At 75.9% G+C, this 17,188-nt stretch carries 16 protein-coding genes; 4 read left to right on the top strand and 12 right to left on the bottom strand.

The annotated features are described in order from the left end of the window. Positions 1 to 41: 41 nt before the first annotated feature. Positions 42 to 674 carry a TetR/AcrR family transcriptional regulator C-terminal domain-containing protein gene (locus K1Y72_RS30715; RefSeq protein WP_220170012.1) on the bottom strand — a complete coding sequence of 211 codons (633 nt, stop codon included), beginning with the start codon at positions 672 to 674 and terminating at the stop codon, positions 42 to 44. Positions 675 to 766: 92 nt separating this feature from the next. Here K1Y72_RS30715 and K1Y72_RS30710 point away from each other — a divergent pair, with 92 nt between their 5' ends. Both K1Y72_RS30710 and K1Y72_RS30705 read left to right on the top strand, forming a co-directional pair. Continuing rightward, entirely contained in the window at positions 767 to 1,915 is a 1,149-nt protein-coding gene (locus K1Y72_RS30710; protein ID WP_220170011.1) for an acyl-CoA dehydrogenase family protein, read from the top strand. Between the two features lie 75 nt (positions 1,916 to 1,990). Continuing rightward, positions 1,991 to 2,896: a glycoside hydrolase family 32 protein gene (locus K1Y72_RS30705; protein ID WP_220170010.1), complete on the top strand. Its 906-nt coding sequence runs from the start codon at positions 1,991 to 1,993 to the stop codon at positions 2,894 to 2,896. A gap of 106 nt (positions 2,897 to 3,002) precedes the next feature. On the opposite strand, the gene K1Y72_RS30700 is transcribed toward K1Y72_RS30705, so the two are convergent. Continuing rightward, positions 3,003 to 3,980, bottom strand: coding sequence for a sulfotransferase family protein (locus tag K1Y72_RS30700; protein WP_220170009.1), 978 nt, complete (start codon positions 3,978 to 3,980; stop codon positions 3,003 to 3,005). 61 nt (positions 3,981 to 4,041) lie between these two features. Beyond that, the gene (locus K1Y72_RS30695; protein WP_220170008.1) at positions 4,042 to 5,448 is read right to left on the bottom strand and encodes a PucR family transcriptional regulator; all 1,407 of its coding nucleotides are present in this window, start codon (positions 5,446 to 5,448) and stop codon (positions 4,042 to 4,044) included. 106 nt (positions 5,449 to 5,554) lie between these two features. Between K1Y72_RS30695 and gabT the strand changes: the two genes are divergently transcribed. Together gabT and K1Y72_RS30685 are read left to right on the top strand one after the other, a co-directional pair. Next, the gene (gabT, locus tag K1Y72_RS30690) at positions 5,555 to 6,928 is read left to right on the top strand and encodes a 4-aminobutyrate--2-oxoglutarate transaminase (RefSeq protein ID WP_220170007.1); all 1,374 of its coding nucleotides are present in this window, start codon (positions 5,555 to 5,557) and stop codon (positions 6,926 to 6,928) included. 136 nt (positions 6,929 to 7,064) lie between these two features. After that, a complete protein-coding gene (locus K1Y72_RS30685) occupies positions 7,065 to 8,162 on the top strand; it encodes a serine hydrolase domain-containing protein (protein ID WP_220170006.1) in 1,098 nt (365 codons plus the stop codon). Between the two features lie 10 nt (positions 8,163 to 8,172). On the opposite strand, the gene K1Y72_RS30680 is transcribed toward K1Y72_RS30685, so the two are convergent. The 9 genes from K1Y72_RS30680 to K1Y72_RS30640 are packed head-to-tail and all read right to left on the bottom strand — an operon-like array spanning position 8,173 to position 17,188. Then, the gene (locus tag K1Y72_RS30680) at positions 8,173 to 8,724 is read right to left on the bottom strand and encodes a copper chaperone PCu(A)C domain-containing protein (protein WP_220170005.1); all 552 of its coding nucleotides are present in this window, start codon (positions 8,722 to 8,724) and stop codon (positions 8,173 to 8,175) included. 44 nt (positions 8,725 to 8,768) lie between these two features. After that, positions 8,769 to 9,365 (bottom strand): HD domain-containing protein, encoded by a 597-nt coding sequence (locus K1Y72_RS30675; RefSeq protein WP_220170037.1) that lies wholly within the window; start codon positions 9,363 to 9,365, stop codon positions 8,769 to 8,771. Positions 9,366 to 9,378: 13 nt separating this feature from the next. After that, a complete protein-coding gene (locus K1Y72_RS30670; protein ID WP_220170004.1) occupies positions 9,379 to 10,749 on the bottom strand; it encodes an NtaA/DmoA family FMN-dependent monooxygenase in 1,371 nt (456 codons plus the stop codon). A 12-nt stretch (positions 10,750 to 10,761) separates the two neighbouring features. Continuing rightward, positions 10,762 to 11,814, bottom strand: coding sequence for an LLM class flavin-dependent oxidoreductase (locus tag K1Y72_RS30665; RefSeq protein ID WP_220170003.1), 1,053 nt, complete (start codon positions 11,812 to 11,814; stop codon positions 10,762 to 10,764). Next, complete coding sequence (locus K1Y72_RS30660; RefSeq protein WP_220170002.1) at positions 11,811 to 12,824, bottom strand: LLM class flavin-dependent oxidoreductase; 1,014 nt, start codon at positions 12,822 to 12,824, stop codon at positions 11,811 to 11,813. Before K1Y72_RS30660 ends, K1Y72_RS30665 begins: the two co-directional genes overlap by 4 nt. Beyond that, complete coding sequence (locus K1Y72_RS30655) at positions 12,821 to 13,666, bottom strand: DUF1684 domain-containing protein (RefSeq protein WP_220170001.1); 846 nt, start codon at positions 13,664 to 13,666, stop codon at positions 12,821 to 12,823. Before K1Y72_RS30655 ends, K1Y72_RS30660 begins: the two co-directional genes overlap by 4 nt. Further along, positions 13,663 to 15,339 carry a dipeptide ABC transporter ATP-binding protein gene (locus K1Y72_RS30650; protein WP_220170000.1) on the bottom strand — a complete coding sequence of 559 codons (1,677 nt, stop codon included), beginning with the start codon at positions 15,337 to 15,339 and terminating at the stop codon, positions 13,663 to 13,665. Before K1Y72_RS30650 ends, K1Y72_RS30655 begins: the two co-directional genes overlap by 4 nt. Further along, positions 15,336 to 16,244 (bottom strand): ABC transporter permease, encoded by a 909-nt coding sequence (locus K1Y72_RS30645; RefSeq protein WP_220169999.1) that lies wholly within the window; start codon positions 16,242 to 16,244, stop codon positions 15,336 to 15,338. Before K1Y72_RS30645 ends, K1Y72_RS30650 begins: the two co-directional genes overlap by 4 nt. Further along, the gene (locus tag K1Y72_RS30640; protein ID WP_220169998.1) at positions 16,241 to 17,188 is read right to left on the bottom strand and encodes an ABC transporter permease; all 948 of its coding nucleotides are present in this window, start codon (positions 17,186 to 17,188) and stop codon (positions 16,241 to 16,243) included. The genes K1Y72_RS30645 and K1Y72_RS30640 overlap by 4 nt, the downstream gene beginning before the upstream one ends.

Below are 17,188 nucleotides of genomic sequence, written 5' to 3'. Positions count from 1 at the left end.
TCATCCCCGGCCGGGGGAAGGGGGTGCGGGCGCCCGGTGGGTCAGCCTCTCAGGGCGGCGAAGCGGAGTTCGAGGCCGTCGAGGAGGGCGGTCAGGCCGGTGGTGAAGGCGGCTTCGTCTATTTCGCGTTGGCGGGGGGCCAGGAGGTGGGCCTCGGTGAGGTGGGGGTAGGCGTCGGTGTAGACGGCGGCGTCGGCGGGGAAGGCGGCGGCGAAGGAGCCGAGGGACGCGCCGGTGATGAAGTAGCGCATGAGGGCGCCGACGTGGGTCGCCTCGCGGCGGGGCCAGCCGGCGTCCACCAGGGCGCCGAAGACGGCGTCGGCGAGGCGGAGGGCGTTCGGGCGGCGGCCCAGGCTGAGGGGGAGGGCCGGGACGATGTTGGGGTGCGTGGTGAGGGCGGCGCGGTAGGAGCGGGCCCAGGCTTCCAGGGCGGGGCGCCAGGCGGGGGCGGCGTCGAGCATGGACAGGTCGACCTCGGCCAGGACGGCGTCGACGACGGCGTCCAGGAGCTCGTCCTTGGTCGCGACGTGGTTGTACAGGGACGGGCCGCTCACCCCGAGGACGGCCGCGAGGCGGCGGGTGGAGAGGGCGGCCAGGCCCTCGGCGTCGACGAGGGCGAGGGCGGCGGCGACGATGCGCGCCCGGCTGAGGAGGGGGCGGGTCGGTCGTGCCATGCGGGCGCCCTCCGGAACGCGGAAAACTTGCGCCGCTAGTTTAGGCGGATTAGCCTCGCGGGCGACGCAGGAACGCCGGGATCGGAGAGGCCATGGACCTGGAGCTGTCGCCCGAGCAGGCCGAGGTGCGGCGGGTCGCCGCCGACTTCGTGAACCGCGAGATCGTGCCGTTCGCGGCGGAGTGGGACCGCGCCGAGTCCGTCGACCGCAAGATCATCGGGAAGCTGGGCGAGCTGGGCTTCCTCGGCCTGACGATCCCCGAGGAGCACGGCGGGTCCGGCGGCGACCACCTGGCGTACTGCCTGGTGCTGGAGGAGCTCGGACGCGGCGACTCGGCGGTGCGCGGCATCGTGTCGGTGTCGCTCGGCCTGGTCGGCAAGTCGATCAACAGCTTCGGGACGCCCGAGCAGAAGGCGGCGTGGCTGCCGCGGATCACCTCCGGCGAGGCGATCGCCTGCTTCGCGCTCACCGAGCCCGGGACCGGGTCGGACGCGGCGAACCTGACGACGCGCGCCGTCCGCGACGGCGACGACTGGCTGCTGACGGGCACCAAGACCTTCATCACCAACGGCACCTGGGCCGACGTCGCGCTGGTGTTCGCGCGCACCGGCGGCGAGGGGCACCGGGGGATCTCGGCGTTCCTGGTGCCGACGGACGCCGCCGGGTTCACCGCCCGCGAGATCCACGGCAAGCTCGGCCTGCGCGGCCAGGCCACCGCCGAGCTGTCGCTGGAGGACGTGCGCGTCCCCGACGCGGCGCGGTTGCACGCGGAGGGCAAGGGCTTCACCGTCGCGATGGCCGCGCTCGCCAAGGGGCGCATGTCGGTCGCCGCCGGCTGCGTCGGCATCGCGCAGGCGTGCCTGGACGCCGCCGTCGGCTACGCCACCGAGCGCGAGCAGTTCGGCAAGCCGATCGCGGGGCACCAGCTCGTGCAGGAGCTCATCGCCGACATCGCCCTGGACGTGGACGCCGCCCGGCTGCTGACCTGGCGCGTCGCCGACCTCATCGAGCGCGGCGAGGAGTTCGCCACCGCGTCCTCCAAGGCCAAGCTGTTCGCGAGCGAGGCCGCCGTGCGCGCCGCCAACAGCGCGCTGCAGGTGTTCGGCGGCTACGGCTACATCGACGAGTACCCCGTCGGCAAGTACCTGCGGGACGCGCGGGTGATGACGCTGTACGAGGGCACCAGCCAGATCCACAAGCTGCTCATCGGTCGCGCCCTCACCGGGGTGAGCGCGTTCTGACCTCCGCGGCCACTGCCGCCGGGGGCCGGAGAGACATAGTATTCCGGTGTGGATATTGGGGATTCTGAGCAGAGTGTGACCGGGGAGCGCGCCAGCGCCCTGCTGCCGAGGCCCGCGGACTCGGTCGTGGCGATCGCGCCGCCCGGCGAGGGCGACGGCCACTGGGCGGGCGCGCCGAGCGCGGTCGAGCACGACGGCGCGGTCTACCTGGCCTACCGGCTCCGCCGCCCGCTGGACGAGGGCCGCGGCTACGCGATCGTCGTCGCGCGCTCGGCGGACGGGGTGTCCTTCGAGCCCCTGCTCACCATCGGCAAGGACGCGATGCGCGCCGAGTCGTTGGAGCGGCCCGCGCTCGTCCGCACCCCCGAGGGCGCCTGGCGCCTCTACCTGAGCTGCGCGACGCCCGGCACCAAGCACTGGCGCGTCGAGGTGCTGGAGGCGGACGACCCCGCCGGGTTCGACCCGGCGCGGACCCGGGTGGTGCTGCCCGGCAACGCCAAGGTCGGCGTCAAGGACCCGGTCGTGGTGCACCACGAGGGCCGCTGGCACCTGTGGGCGTCGGTGCACCCCCTCGCCGACTGGGACGAGGCCGACCAGATGGTCACCGAGTACGCCACCAGCGCCGACGGCCTGGAGTGGACCTGGCACGGCACCGCCCTGGACCGGCGCGCCGGCGCCTGGGACGCGCGCGGCGTCCGCGTCAGCGCGGTCCGCTTCGACGGCGGCGAGGTGCTCGCCGCCTACGACGGCCGCGCGACGGCGGGCGAGAACTACGAGGAGCGCACCGGCCTCGCCGCCGGCGCCGACCCCAGCGACCTCGCCGCCCTCGGCGTCGGGCCGTGGGCGGTCTCGCCGTACCGGAGCGGCGGCCTGCGCTACGTCGACTACGTCCCCTCGCCGGGCGGCGGCCACCGCCTCTACTACGAGATGACGCGCCCCGACGGCGCCCACGAGCTCCGCACCGAGCGCCGCCGGCCCTGACCACCCGGTCGCCGAAAGTTGAGACGCGGCGTGTTGCCCGCTTTCGATCGCCGTAGCGGGCAACACGCCGCATCTCAACCGTGCGCGGGCATGTCCGAGGCGGCGGTCAGGAGACGCGGGGGCGGCCGTTGCGGGCCTGGCGCTGGCCGGCCGGGCGGGCGCCGACGAGGCCGCCCGAGTCGGCGCGCGGCGCGAGCCAGTCGCCGAACGGTTCGCCGGTGATCTCCTCCAGCAGCGCGACGTCCTCGGTGAAGTAGGGGATGAGCGCCTCGCGCTGCTCCCACGTGAGCGGCGAGCGCGGCCGCGCGTCCTCCTGCAGGACGCGCTCCAGCCGTCCCGCGACGCTCTCGCCGAGCCTCCCCGGCAGCGCCGCGCCCGCGCGCAGCGCCCGCGACACCACGCGGTGCCGCCGCGTCGCCTCCGGGTGGGCGGTGACGTTCTCGCGCGGCACCTCGCTGATGACGCCCTGCTGGACGCCGAGGAAGGCGCAGATGGAGTCGAGGGTCTCGGCGGGGCGCTCCAGCAGCGCCCGGTAGCGGAAGAAGTGCACCTGCTCGCGCGGGAACACCGTGAACAGGTCGCGGAGCTGCTCCCCGTACAGGCCGAGGCCGGTGTAGTGCCAGAACGCCGCCCAGCCCGCGGCGACGCGGCGCGGCTCGTCCGCGCACGCCGCCACCACGTCGTCGATCGGCTCCAGCCCGGCCGACCACAGGTGCGTCCAGTTGGAGTGCGCGCGCTCCACCGGGTCGCGCAGCACGACGATCAGCTTCGCGTCCGGGACCAGCGCGGCGATGCGCCGGTGCGCGGCCCGGTCGTGCAGGTAGAAGGGCGTCGACTCGCCGCGCGGCGCGCCCGGCGGGGCCGCGTCGAACAGCGCCTCGTAGTCCTCGCGGCGCCACACGTGCTCGCGGTAGGTGGCCGCGTCGCCGGGACCGCCCTTGGTGGGCGGCGGCCCGTCGCTGAGGAAGAACTTGGGCTCCTTCACCGCCGACAGGAAGAGCCCGGGATGGCGCCCGAGCGCGGCGTGCAGGGCGGTCGTCCCCGCCTTCGGGACCCCCGCGACCAGGAAGTCGGGCAAGGCCATGGTGTGTCTCCTCGTGGCGAAGGCACGGCTGCGGACTCGATAGAGAACTATATCCACCTATTTACTGGGGAACCGCGTCCGTGTCGGGCGTCACAGCGAGCGCGATCCAGAGCTCGGCGCGGGCCGCCGGGTCGTCGGGGTCGCGGCCGAGCAGCGCGGCGGCCCGCTGCATCCGGGCGCGCAGGGTGTGCCGGTGCACCCCGAGCGCGCGCGCCGCCGCCTCGCCCTGCCCGTTCGCCTGGACGTAGGCGCGCAGCGAGGGGACGAGGTCGGGCCCGGCGGCGCGCAGCGGCGCGAGCAGCGCGTCCGCGAACGCCCGCGCGGCGCCCGGGTCCATCAGCGCGAGGACGCCCTGGCCGGGCAGGTCGCGGTGGTGCAGGACGCCGGCGCCGCCGCGCCGCGCGGCCGCGTAGGTCTCCTCGGCCTGGGCGAGCGCCGTGCCGCCGTCCGCGAGGACCTCGCTCACCCCGACCGGCCCGTCGGCCGCCAGCAGCGCCGCGACCCGCCCGGCGGCCGCGTCCGGCGCGACGACGACGGCGTGGTCGCCGCGCGGCAGCACCAGGCAGCGGGCGCCGAGCGACGTGCCGTCCAGCGCCTCGACCGCGCCCGCCGCGCAGGCCAGCACGCGGAGCGGCCCGGACGGCCCGCCGGGCAGCCCGAGCAGCAGCGCCGCGAGCGCCGCGCGCAGCTCGCGCTCGCCGCCCGGGGTCTCCGACGCCAGCGTGAGCAGCGCGACGGCGGCGCCGGCGATGCCGTGCGCGGCCTGGGGGAGCGGCGCGGCGGTGCCGATCGCCAGGTAGCCGCGCGGGCGGCGGCCGAGCCCGATCCGCTGGACGGCGACGTGCCCGCCCGCGTCCCCGACGGCGACGCTCGCCGCCGCGCCGTCGCGCAGCCGGGGCAGCTCGGGCGCGAGCGCCGCCGCCTCGGCCTCGCCGGCGCCGTGGGCGTGGCGGACGGCGCCGTCGGCGTCCAGCAGCAGCACCCACGCGCCGAGCAGCCGCCCGAGCCGCGCGGCGAGCGCGCCCGGCCCGTCGAGCGCGGCCCGGGTGAGGGCGCGCTGCGCCTGGTAGGCGCGGGTGACGTCCTCCAGGCGCTCGTCGGCCAGCAGCTGCGACACCGCCTTGCCGATCGCGACGAACGGCGTCGCGCGCGGCACCTCCAGCAGCGCGAGGCCCTGCGCGCGGGCGGCGTCCAGCAGCCCGGCGGGGACCGCGGCGTGGCCGAGGCCGACGCCGAAGCCGAGCCCGGCGACGCCGCGCGCGACGAGCCGCGCGACGTAGCCTGCCGCGTCGCCGCCGGCCAGGCGCATGCCGGTGGTGAGGACGAGCTCGCCGCCCTCCAGGAACGGCGTCGGATCCTCCAGCTCGCTCACCGCGACCCAGGTGACGGGCGCCGCGGGCGGCGGGCCGGTCAGCGGGCGCAGGGCGAGCTGGGGCAGCGCGGCGACGGCCGCGAGGGTCGGCGGCATGGCGGCTCCCGGACGGGCGTGGGGTGTGCAGGACGGCGAAACGGATCGGCGCGGATCGCCGACGTGTACGGTTCAGCCTAGGCGCCTCCCGGCCTAGGGTCGGCCCATGACCAGCACGGACATCCCCGCGGGCGCCCCGGGCGGCCGCCTGCCGCAGCGGCGCCGCATCGTCACCGAGATCCCCGGCCCGCGCTCGCGCGAGCTGCACGCCCGCCGCACCGCCGCCGTGCCGCCGGGCGTCGGCAGCGTGCTGCCGGTCTACGTCACGGACGCCGACGGGGGCGTCGTGGTGGACGCCGACGGCAACTCGCTGATCGACTTCGGTTCCGGGATCGCGGTGACGAGCGTCGGCAACGCCAACCCGCGCGTCGCCGAGCGCGTCAAGGCGCAGGCGGACCGGTTCACCCACACCTGCTTCATGGTCGCGCCCTACGAGTCCTACGTGGCGGTGTGCGAGGCGCTGAACCGGCTGACGCCCGGCGATCACGAGAAGCGGTCGATCCTGGTCAACAGCGGCGCCGAGGCCGTCGAGAACGCCGTGAAGATCGCCCGGTACGCGACGGGGCGGCCCGCCGTCGTGGTGTTCGACCACGGCTACCACGGCCGGACCCTGCTGACGATGACGCTGACCGCCAAGAACATGCCCTACAAGCAGGGGTTCGGGCCGTACGCGCCCGAGGTCTACCGGATGCCGCTCGCCTACCCGTTCCGCTGGCCGACCGGCCCGGACAACTGCGGGCCGGAGGCGGCCGCGCAGGCGATCGACCAGATCACCAAGCAGATCGGCGCGGCCAACGTCGCGGCCGTCGTGGTCGAGCCGATCGCCGGCGAGGGCGGCTTCATCGAGCCCGCGCCCGGGTTCCTGCCCGCGATCGCCGCGTTCTGCAAGGACAACGGGATCCTGTTCGTCGCCGACGAGGTGCAGACCGGGTTCGCCCGCACCGGCGACCTGTTCGCCTGCGAGCACGAGGGGATCGTGCCCGACCTCGTCACCACCGCCAAGGGCATCGCCGGCGGCCTGCCGCTCGCCGCCGTCACCGGCCGCGCCGAGATCATGGACGCGGTGCACGGCGGCGGCCTCGGCGGCACCTACGGCGGCAACCCGCTCGCCTGCGAGGCCGCGCTCGCCGTCCTGGAAGAGATCGAGGAGCGCGACCTGACCGGCGCCGCCCGCCGCATCGGGGAAGCGATGCTGCCGCGCCTCCGCGAGCTGGCCGCGAAGCACCCCGCGATCGGCGACGTCCGGGGCCGCGGCGCGATGATCGCGATCGAGCTGGTGCAGGCCGACGGCACCACCCCCGACCCCGTCCTCACCGCCGCCGTCGCCCGCCGCTGCCACGAGGCCGGGCTGCTCGTCCTCACCGCCGGCACCTACGGCAACGTGCTGCGCTTCCTGCCGCCGCTGGTCATCCCCGACCACCTGCTCGCCGAGGGCCTGGACATCCTGACGGAGGCGTTCGCGAAGGAGGCCGCGGCCTGACCGCCAGGGGCGGCGGGGCCGGACGTGGCCGGTGAACGCTCTTGTTCACGGCGGGGCGGCGGCATAGCTTCGAGGGCGCCGCGCAAAGTGATCACTTGCGTCCCGGCGCGGCGCCCGCCACCCCCAGGAGTCCCCGATGCGCCGCCGCCCGCTCGCCCTGGTCGCCGCCGCCGCCCTCGCGGCCGGCCTGGCCGCCCCGGCCCCCGCCTCCGCCGAGCCGCGGCCGGCCTTCCCCAACGGCCTGTACGCGGTGCTACCCGGCTTCGACCCGCTGAAGCCGTCGCGCACGCCCGTCCCGCTCGCCGCCCGGCCCCGCGCCCTGCACGTCGCCTACACCTACAAGGGCGCCGCCCACACCCTGGACGACTACCTGGCGCGCGCCGCGCAGAGCCTCGTCGTGCTGGACGGCGGCGACATCGTCAAGGAGTGGTACGCGCCCGGCTACACCCGGGACTCGCTGTTCCAGTCCTGGTCGATGGCCAAGTCCTTCACCTCCGACGCCGTCGGCATCGCCCTCGGCGAGGGCCGCATCCGCTCCCTCCAGGACAAGGCCACCGACTACCTGCCCGAGCTGAAGGGCTCCGGCTACGGCGACGTCACCCTCTACGACCTGCTGCGGATGTCGTCGGGCGTGCAGTGGACCGAGGAGGTCGACGACGTCCCCATGCACGTCTCCTACAGCATGGGCTGGTTCTCCACCCTGCAGTGGGCGGGCACCGCGCGGCGCGGCTGGCAGCCCGGCAGCCGGTTCGAGTACACGAGCCTGAACAGCGCCGTCCTCGCCCTCGTCGTCGCGCGCGCGACGGGCGTCCCCTACGCCACCTACGTCCAGCGGAAGATCTGGGGCCCGGCCGGGATGGCGTCGGCCGCCTACATCGGCAACGACGGGCACGGCGACAGCCTCGGCTACTGCTGCTACTACGCCACCACCCGCGACGCGGCGCGCTTCGGGAAGATGATGCTGGACGGCGGCCGGGCGGGCGGGCGCCGCGTCGTCCCCGCCTCCTGGGTGGAGCGGGTCCAGACGCCCTCGGGCGTGAACCCGTCCTACGGGCTGCACTGGTGGATCGACCCCGGCCAGGGCTACTACGCCTCGGGCCTCGGCGACCAGAAGATCTACGTCTCGACCCGGTACCGCGTCGTGATCGTCAAGAACACCCTGTTCAACACCGAGGAGGGCGAGACGCTCCCGGCGTTCCGCGCCCTGGCCGCCGAGGTCGCCCGGACCCGCTGAGCGCCCCGGCTCAGGACGCCGCCGGCGCGGGCGCGTAGCTCTGCCAGGCGCCCTGGCGCGGCAGGACCGGCACGCTGAACGTCTGCGCCCCCGAGGTGCGGAACTGCAAGCGGACGGACACGTTCTGGCCCGCGTCCAAGGGCTGCTTGAGGCCGCGCAGCACGATCCGCGCCTGCGGCCCGACCTTGACCGACCCGCCGGCGGGCAGCGCGACCGGCGCGTCCGAGATCTCCACGGACGCGGCGGCCGGGGAGGTGGCGCCGGTCAGGGCGTCGCCGCCGGCGGAGGTGTCGACGGCGCCCGACGGCCCGGCCGTCGCGACGTCCGCGGGCTGGTCGATCAGCGTCAGGTAGAGCGGGGCGGCGCCGCCCGCCGCGATCACCGCGCCGTTCTCGCCGCCGAGGACGAACATGTCCCGCACGAGCACGGACCCGACCTGCCCGTCGACGCCCGCGGCGGGCGCCTCGGCGGTCTGGTTCGGGATCTGCGCGCCGCACCCGGCCCCCAGCAGCGCCGCCGCGGCGACGGCGGCGGCCTTCATCGGAACTCTGGTATCGATCACACAGAGCACTGTAATAGTGACCGAAAGTGAATGATCGGCCGGGGTCAGGTGATGGCGTCGCCGAAGTCCGCCGACAGCGGCGCGAGGTCGGGGTCGCCGAACTCGGCGCGCAGCACGTCGAAAGCCTCCACCTTCTCCTCCCCGTAGCGGAGGACCTGCCGGGCGAAGGTCGCGGGGGTCTTGAACACCGGCGGCGTCGACTTGCTGTGGAACTTGTCGGCGTACATGACGAGGCGCTCCTCGTCGGTCTCGGCGAGGTAGTCGGCGATGGGCAGCGGCAGGTGCTGGCGGACGACGTCGTCCCTGGTTAGGCCCGTCCCGGTGTGGTGGGAGCAGAACCGGCAGAACACCTCCGGCAGGCCCTCTTTGCGCAGCAGCTCCTCCCCGAGGACGCCGTGCCGGATGTAGTTCGTCCCGTCCAGGCGGCCGGCGGCGTCGTAGAGCCGGTAGACGCCGATGTCGTGCAGCAGGCACCCGGCGCGCACCAGGGCGCGGTCCACCGGGCGGGGGAGGCGGTCGAGGAGCTGCTCGGCGATCGCGCACACGATCCGGCAGTGCGTGTGGACCCGCTCGAACGCTTCGGGTGTGGGGGCGTGCTTCTCGTGCAGCGCCCGGATCTCGTCGTCGGTCGGAATCTCCAGCACGCCCGGCAGTCTAGGCGCCCGGCGGCAGGGCGAGGTGCTCGCGCAGGGTCGTGCCCTCGTAGGCGGTGCGGTAGAGGCCGCGCTCCTGGAGTTCGGGGACGAGCCGGTCGACGACCTCTTCCAGCGAGGCCGGGAGCAGGTCGGGCAGCAGGTTGAAGCCGTCGACGGCGCGGGTGCGGACGTACTCGCCCCAGCGGTCGGCGACCTCGCCGGGCGTCCCGACGAACGGGTCGTGGCGGGTGGTGACCAGGCGGGCGAGGTCGACCATCGACAGGCCCTCGCGCTCGGAGCGCTCCCGCCACCCGGCGATGCGGGCGAGCTTGCCGGTGCGCAGCTCGGGCATGAGGGTGCCGCGCGAGGGGTCGAGCTCGTCCTCGCTCGGGTCGATGCCGGGCAGCGGCCCGTGCGGGTCGTAGGCCGACAGGTCGGTGCCCCAGTACTGCTCGAAGAACGCGATGGCGCGGGCGGGCGACACCTGCTGGTGGTGGATCCAGCGGGCCTTCTCCTCGGCCTCGGCGCGGGTGTCGCCGAGCACCACCGACGCGCCGGGCAGGATGCGCAGCGAATCGGGGGAGCGGCCGTGCCGGGCCAGGCGGGCGCGCAGGTCGGCGGCGTAGGCGACGGCCTTGTCGAACGCGGTGTTGGCCGAGAACACCACGTCGGCGTGGGCCGCGGCGAGCTCGCGCCCGCCGGCGGAGTCGCCCGCCTGGAACAGGACCGGACGGCCCTGGCGGCTCGCCGGGACGGTCGCGGTGGCGCGCAGCCGGACGAGGTCGGTGTCGCGCTCGATCTCGCGGATCGACCCCGGACGCGCCCAGCTCTTGGCGTCGCCCGACTCGGCGACCGCGTCCGGCTCCCACGACCCCCACAGCGCCTTGGCGGCCTCCACGAACTCCGTCGCCCGCTCGTAGCGGCGCTCGTGCTCCAGCCAGCCGCCGTGCCGGAAGTTCGCGCCCGTCCAGGCGTTGTCGGTGGTGACGATGTTCCACCCGGCGCGGCCGTCCGACAGCAGGTCCAGGGACGCGAGGCGCCGCGCGAGGTCGGCGGGGAAGTTGTAGGTGGTGTTCTGGGTGGCGACGAGCCCGATGCGCTCGGTGACGGCGGCGAGCGCGGCGAGCTGGGTGATCGCGTCGGGGCGGCCGGCGACGTCCAGCTCGTACGCCCGGCCGCGGTTCTCCCGGACGCGGAGGCCCTCGCCGAGGAAGAACGCGTCGAACAGGCCGCGCTCCAGCAGCCGGGCGACGCCGGTGAAGGTGTCGATCGCGGTGTGCGGGGCGGCGTCGGGGTGGTCCCAGATGAGGGATCCGACGCCGACCTGGAACACGCCGAGGTGGACCTCGGCGTGCGGGTCGTAGGGGGCTCCGGTGTCGGGGCTGCTCATGGGCGGGTCACCTCACGTCGCGGTGGTGTGGCGGCTGGCGGGGCGCGGCAGCCCGAGGACGTCGCGCAGGGTGCCGCCCGGTGCGGGCGGCCGGTGCAGGCCGTCGGAGGCCAGCGCGGGCAGCACGTCGCGGGCGAGCGCGGGCAGGTCGGCGGTGAGGACGGCCGGGTGCAGCCGGACCCCGTCGACGCGGCCCGCCAGGGACCGCAGCGCCTCGGCGAGCCCGGCGGGCGTCCCGACGTGGCGGAGCCGCCCGGGGGTGCGCGGCCAGGGCGCGCCCTCGTCGAGCCGCGCCGCCCGGTCGGCGGCCTCGGCCGCCGACGCGGCGAGGACCACCTCGACCTCGGCGAACGTCAGCCCGGCGCGGTCGCCGCCGTCCGGCTCGTCCACCAGGACGACGTCGGCGCGGTCGTCCACGTCCAGGGACGCGGCGGCGAGCACGACGACCTGCCCCTGCGGCGGCCGGGGCGTGATGAGCGGCCCCTTGACGGTGAAGGACGCGCCTTCGAAGTCGACGTGGTGGACGCGGCCGGCGTCCAGGTAGCGGCCGGTCGCCGACTCCTTGATCACCGCGTCGTCCTCCCAGGAGTCCCAGAGGGCGCGGGCGACGTCGATGACGTCGCGGACCTCGCGGCGCAGCGCCGCCGCGTCCGGCGCGGCCGCGCCGATCGTGGCGAGCGACGCGGCGTCCGCGGCGGCCCCGACGACCCACGCGGCCCGGCCCTTGGACGCGTGGTCGAGCGAGGCGAGCTGGGTGGCGAGGTGGAACGGCTCGGTCGTCGTCACGTGCAGCTCGGGCGCGAGGCCGATCCGGTCGGTGATCGTGGACGCGAACGCGGCGCGCGTCCCGGCCTCCAGCCGGCCCGCCGCGTCCGGCGGCGGCAGCGGCGCGTCGGCGAAGGTGGCGAGCGCGAACCCGGCGGCCTCGGCCGCCGCGACCGCGCGGCGCAGCGCGGCCGCGCCGAGGACGGCGCCGGGCGGCCGCCCCGCGTCGCGCCAGGCGGCGGGGTGGGCGCCGTCGCCGTCGAGGTCGACGGCGAGCAGCAGCGGGCGGGCGGCGGTCATGCCGGCACCTCCGTGCGGTCGGGCCGCCAGCCCAGGTGCGGGGCGACGGACGCGCGGACGTCCTGGAGGATCTGCTCGTAGTCGCGGCGGTCGAACTCGTAGGGCAGTTCGAGGCGCAGCTCGGTCGCGGCGGCCACCGCCGCGTCGCCGGCCAGCCGCTCGACGATCTCGGCGGCGGTGCCGACGAGGTCGGGCGCGAACAGGGTGCGGCGGTCGCCGTGCGGGCGGAGCGTCCGGTCGTGCCGGGCCGCCGCGTAGCCGAGGTAGCGGCGGCGGGTCGCGGCGTCCGCGCCGTCCAGCGGGACGACGACGCGGCCGAGCGCGATCCGCCCGGCCGGCCGGAGCCGCCGGTACTCCTCGATGATCGCGACCTGGGCGGTGACGAAGTCGTCGCTGGTCTCGCCGTGCACGATGTTGCCGGTGAGCAGGTTCATGCCGTGCTCGGCGGCCCAGCGCGCCGAGCGCAGGCTCGTCGCCCCGTACCAGACGCGGTCCAGCAGCTCGGGCCGGTGCGGTTGCAGGCGCGGCCGCTGCACGTTGCCGGGGGAGTGGATGACGGTGTCGGGGCCGCCGAGGTAGTCGCCGCGCAGGTGCTCCAGGAGCTCGCCGATGCGGCCGTAGGACAGGTCCCGCCCGCGCCAGTCGCCGTCGTGGACGATGTCGGCGAGCAGCTCGGCGTGCGGCATGCCGGTGCTGAACCCGGCCTCCAGGCGGCCGTGCGCCAGCGCGTCCAGCATCGTGAGGTCCTCGGCGAGCCGGAAGGGGTTCTCGTAGCCGATCGGGATGACGGCGGTGCCGAGCCGGATGCGGCTGGTGCGCTGGCTCGCGGCGGCCAGGAACACCGGCGCCGACGACACGCCGTGCTCCAGGTGGCGCTGCCGGATCCAGGCGCCGTCGAAGCCGGCCGCCTCGCCGAACTCGAACAGGCGCAGGGTGTCCTCCAGGCCCGCCGCCGGGTCGTCGTCGGCGTAGTTGCCCGGTGACAGGAAGGCGAGGGAGTCGATGGTCACCGCTCCTCCGCCGCCGCGCGCTCGTAGGGGATGCGCTGCCCGGCCTCGACCGCGATCGGCAGCCGGTTCTCCGCGGGCGGCAGCGGGCAGGTCGCGAGGTCGGTGTAGGCGCACGGCAGGTTCGAGGCCCGGTTGAAGTCGAGCGTCACCGTGCCGTCGGCGGCGGGCGGCGGCAGGTGCAGGGACCGGTTGGCGGCGTAGGTGGTGACGCCGGAGGTCGCGTCGGTGAACAGGACGAGCAGGTCGCCGGGGCCGTGGCCGTTGAACGCCGTCAGCGACAGCGGCGTCCCGCCGATCTCGAACTCGATGCGGCCGGGCGCGTCGTAGACGTGCTCCAGGCCCTCCACGGCCGCGCCGACCTTCGTCGGCCGGGGCTCGTCGAAGGGGACGAAGCGGCCGGTCACGGCCCACGCCGGCGACGGCGGGTAGTCCGGGGTGCCGCGGAACGCCAGCCGCAGCGGGTTCTCGGGGTGGCGCGGGCGGACGATGTCGTGGCCGCCGCGCTTGGCGACCTCGATCGCGGCGTCGCCCCACAGGGCGGTGACGCCGGTCCGCTCGGCGAGGACGCCGAAGGAGTGGCGGCCGCGCACGGGCGCCCCGTCCACGATCAGCTCCTCGCCCTCGCCGAGGTCGACGGTGACGCCGCCGGGGCCGGTCGACCAGGCGCCGGGGGCGTCGGGGAAGCGCTGCGGCTCCCCGTCGAGCCAGTGCAGGCCGGTGATGGCGAGGAAGCCGTGCGGGTCGGCGAGCGCGGCACGGTGCTGCTCGCGCCAGTCCCGCCAGCCGCGGGTGAACTCGTCGTCGGCTTCGGGCGCGGTGCGGTCGGTCGTCTCGGCGGTCATGCGGGCTCCTCCTGTCGGCGCCCGCCGCCGGGGATGGCGGCGAGCAGTTCGCGGGTGTAGTCGTGGCGGGGGGCCGCGAACAGGTCGCGGGTCGCGCCGGTCTCCACGATGCGGCCGGACCGCATGACCGCGACGCGGTGCGCGACCTGCCGCACGACCGCCAGGTCGTGGGAGATCAGCAGGTAGGCGACGCCGGTGCCGGACTGGAGCTCGGCGAGCAGTTCCAGCACCTGCGCCTGTACCGAGACGTCCAGCGCCGACACCGGCTCGTCGCAGACGACGAGGTCGGGGGAGAGCGCGAGCGCGCGGGCGATCGCGACGCGCTGGCGCTGGCCGCCCGACAGCTCGGCGGGACGGCGCCGCAGCGCGGCGGCGGGCAGCGCGACGCGGTCCAGCAGCTCGGCGGCGCGCGCGGCCCGCGACCGGCGGTCGCCGACGCCGAACGCGCGCAGCGGCTCGGCGATCACCTCGCCGATGGTGAGGCGCGGGTCGAGCGAGGCGTAGGGGTTCTGGTAGACGAGCTGGGCGCGGCGCCGCAGCGCGCGCAGCCGGCCGCCGCGCGCCGCCGTCACGTCCTCGCCGCCGAACACGATGCGGCCCTCGGAGGGGTCGGTGAGGCGCAGCACCAGGCGGGCGGTCGTGGACTTGCCCGACCCGGACTCGCCGACGAGCGCGAGGGTCTCCCCGCGCCGGAGGGTGAAGCCGACGCCGTCGACGGCCCGGACGGTGCGGGCGGCGCCCGCCGCGTTCGGCAGCCGGAACTCCTTGACCAGGCCGGCCGCCTCCAGCAGCGGGGCTTCCCCGGGCGCGTCCTCGGACGCGGCGGGGGCGAGCGGCGCGCGCGGCCGGACGGCGTTCAGGCTGGGCGCGCTCGCGAGGAGGCGCCGCGTGTAGGGCGCCTCGGGCGCGTCCATGATCTGCGCGGTCGGGCCGGACTCCACGACGCGGCCGCCCTCCATGACCAGGACGCGGCCCGCCCGGTCGGCGGCGACGCCGAGGTCGTGGGTGACGAGCAGCACCGCGCTGCCGAGCTCGGCGGTGAGGTGCTCCAGGTGGTCCAGGATGCGGCGCTGCACGGTGACGTCGAGAGCGCTGGTCGGCTCATCGGCGATGATCAGCCGGGGGCGGGCGGCGATCGCGATGGCGATCAGCACCCGCTGCCGCATCCCGCCCGACAGCTCGTGCGGGTACTGGCGGGCGCGCACGCCCGGGTCGGCGAGCCCGGCCCGCTCCAGCACCTCCACGGCCTCGACCGGCGCCGACCGGCGGTCGGCGAGGCCGTGCAGCCGCAGCACCTCGGCGACCTGCTCGCCGACCCGCTTGACCGGGTTCAGCGCGACGCCGGGGTCCTGCGGGACGAACCCGATGCGCTTGCCGCGCACGGAGCGCAGCTCGCGGTCGGACGCGGCGGCCAGGTCGCGGCCGCCGAACCCGACGCGGCCCCCGTCCACCGCGGCGTTCTCGGGCAGCAGCCGCAGCACGGCGTGCGCGAGGGTGCTCTTGCCCGACCCGGACTCGCCGACCAGCGCGACGATCTCGCCGGGCCGCACGTCCAGGTCGACGCCGCGCACGGCGGGCGTCCGGCCGGCCGCGGTCCGGTAGGAGACCCGCAGGTCGCGGACCTCCAGCAGCGCCCCGGCCGCGCCGTCGATGTCCTCGTTCACGTCGCTCATCGGCGCCTCGCCCACTCCCCGTCCAGCGCGCGGGCGATGCGGTTGGTGGACAGCACCGTCGCCGCGATGACCAGTCCCGGCAGCGCGGTGAGCCACCACGCGTTCGCCAGGTAGTTGCGCCCGCCCGCGATGACGGTGCCCCACTCGGGCGCCGGCGGCGGTTCGCCGTAGCCGAGGAAGCTGAGCGCCGACACCCCGAGGATCGCGGTGCCGAAGTCCAGCGTCGCGAGCACCAGCACCGGGCCGATGGCGTTCGGCAGGACGTGCCGCCCTAGCACGTTCCACCAGCGGACTCCGCAGGCGCGGGCCGCCTCGACGTACACCGCCTGCCGCACCCGCAGCACCTCGGCGCGCATGACCCGCGCGAACGAGGCGACGCTCGCGACGCCGATCGCGACGGCGACCTTGACGGTGCCGTAGCCGAGCGCGGTGACCAGCGCGAGCGACAGGAACAGCGCCGGGATCGCCAGCACCACGTCGACGGCGCGCATGAGGACGTCGTCGACCCAGCGCCCGACGAAGCCCGAGACGAGCCCGACCAGGCCGCCGAACACGAACGCGACCGCCACCGCGATCAGCGTCGCCTTCATCGACAGCGCGGCGCCGTGCGCCATGCGCGCGAACACGTCGCGGCCGAGCTCGTCGGTGCCGAACCAGTGCGCGGCGCTCGGCGCCTGGAAGCGGTGCGCGGGCACGCCCGCCAGCGGGTCGGCCGAGGTGAACGTCTCGGGCCGGAACGCCGCGACGACGACCGCCAGCACCGTCAGCGCCGACAGCACCAGGCCGGGGCGCCGCAGCAGGAACCGGGCGAGGCCGGTCTCCTCGCGGCGGCGCCGGCGCGGCGCCGGCAGGGCGGTGCCGGCGGCGGCCTCGGCGGCGAGCCCGCCGTCCAGGGTCTGGCTCATGCGGTCCTCCCGGCCATCACGATGCGCGGGTCGAGCAGCGGGTACAGCAGGTCCACGGCGAGGTTGACGGTGACGACGGCGACCGCCGCGAACATCACCACGCCCTGCACCACCGGGATGTCCTGGACGCCGACCGCGCCCGCGGTGACCCGGCCGAGGCCGTTGCGCGAGAACACCGTCTCGATCACCACCGAGTTCGCCAGGACCATCCCGGTCAGCACGCCGAGGATGGTGAGCGCGGGCAGCGCGGCGTTGCGCAGCGCGTGCCGCAGGTGGACGCGGGTGCGCCCGGCGCCCTTGGCCCGCGCGGTCTGCACGTACGGCTCCTCCAGCGTGCCGAGCAGGCTCTTGGCGAGCACCTGCGCGATCAGCGCGCCCGGCATCACCGCCATGGTGAGGGCCGGCAGCACCAGGCCGCGCGGCCCGTCGTCGCCGAACGCCGGGAACAGGTGGACGCGGAACGACAGCAGCTCCACCAGCATCAGCCCGACCCAGAACGTCGGGACCGACACCCCGAGCGGCGGCAGCGACAGCAGCGCCTGCCGCAGCCACCGCGCGGACGTCCACGTCGCGAGGACCGCCAGGCCGCCGCCCGCCAGGACGGCGAGCAGCAGCGCGGCGGCGGTGAGCTGCAGGGTCGGCGGCAGCGCCTCGGTGAGGACGGTGGTGACCGGCCGCCCGGTCGCCACCGAGTCGCCGAAGTCGCCGCGGACGGCCCGGCCGAGATAGTCGGCGTACTGCACGGGGATCGGCTTGTCGAAGCCGTACTCGTGCTTCAGCCGGGCGAACTGCGCCGGATCGAACGACGCCTGGTCCTGCGCGGCGCCCGCCATCGCGCTGACGGGGTCGCCGGGCAGGAGGTCCAGCACCAGGAACGACACGGTGTAGGCCGCCCACAGCACGGCCGCCGCCTGGAGGATCCGCCTGATCAGATACCGGCGCAC

The organism is Actinomadura parmotrematis, assembly GCF_019458805.1.
Lineage (GTDB): Bacteria > Actinomycetota > Actinomycetes > Streptosporangiales > Streptosporangiaceae > Spirillospora > Spirillospora parmotrematis.
Note: the sequence above shows the minus strand (reverse complement) of the source record. Positions and strands in the feature narration are given on the sequence as shown.

Coding starts and splice junctions, on each gene's coding strand:
- K1Y72_RS30715 (WP_220170012.1), bottom strand. CDS start 674: ATGGCACGACCGACCCGCCCCCTCCTCAGCCGGGCGCGCATCGTCGCC.
- K1Y72_RS30710 (WP_220170011.1), top strand. CDS start 767: ATGGACCTGGAGCTGTCGCCCGAGCAGGCCGAGGTGCGGCGGGTCGCC.
- K1Y72_RS30700 (WP_220170009.1), bottom strand. CDS start 3,980: ATGGCCTTGCCCGACTTCCTGGTCGCGGGGGTCCCGAAGGCGGGGACG.
- K1Y72_RS30695 (WP_220170008.1), bottom strand. CDS start 5,448: ATGCCGCCGACCCTCGCGGCCGTCGCCGCGCTGCCCCAGCTCGCCCTG.
- gabT (WP_220170007.1), top strand. CDS start 5,555: ATGACCAGCACGGACATCCCCGCGGGCGCCCCGGGCGGCCGCCTGCCG.
- K1Y72_RS30685 (WP_220170006.1), top strand. CDS start 7,065: ATGCGCCGCCGCCCGCTCGCCCTGGTCGCCGCCGCCGCCCTCGCGGCC.
- K1Y72_RS30670 (WP_220170004.1), bottom strand. CDS start 10,749: ATGAGCAGCCCCGACACCGGAGCCCCCTACGACCCGCACGCCGAGGTC.
- K1Y72_RS30665 (WP_220170003.1), bottom strand. CDS start 11,814: ATGACCGCCGCCCGCCCGCTGCTGCTCGCCGTCGACCTCGACGGCGAC.
- K1Y72_RS30655 (WP_220170001.1), bottom strand. CDS start 13,666: ATGACCGCCGAGACGACCGACCGCACCGCGCCCGAAGCCGACGACGAG.
- K1Y72_RS30650 (WP_220170000.1), bottom strand. CDS start 15,339: ATGAGCGACGTGAACGAGGACATCGACGGCGCGGCCGGGGCGCTGCTG.
- K1Y72_RS30645 (WP_220169999.1), bottom strand. CDS start 16,244: ATGAGCCAGACCCTGGACGGCGGGCTCGCCGCCGAGGCCGCCGCCGGC.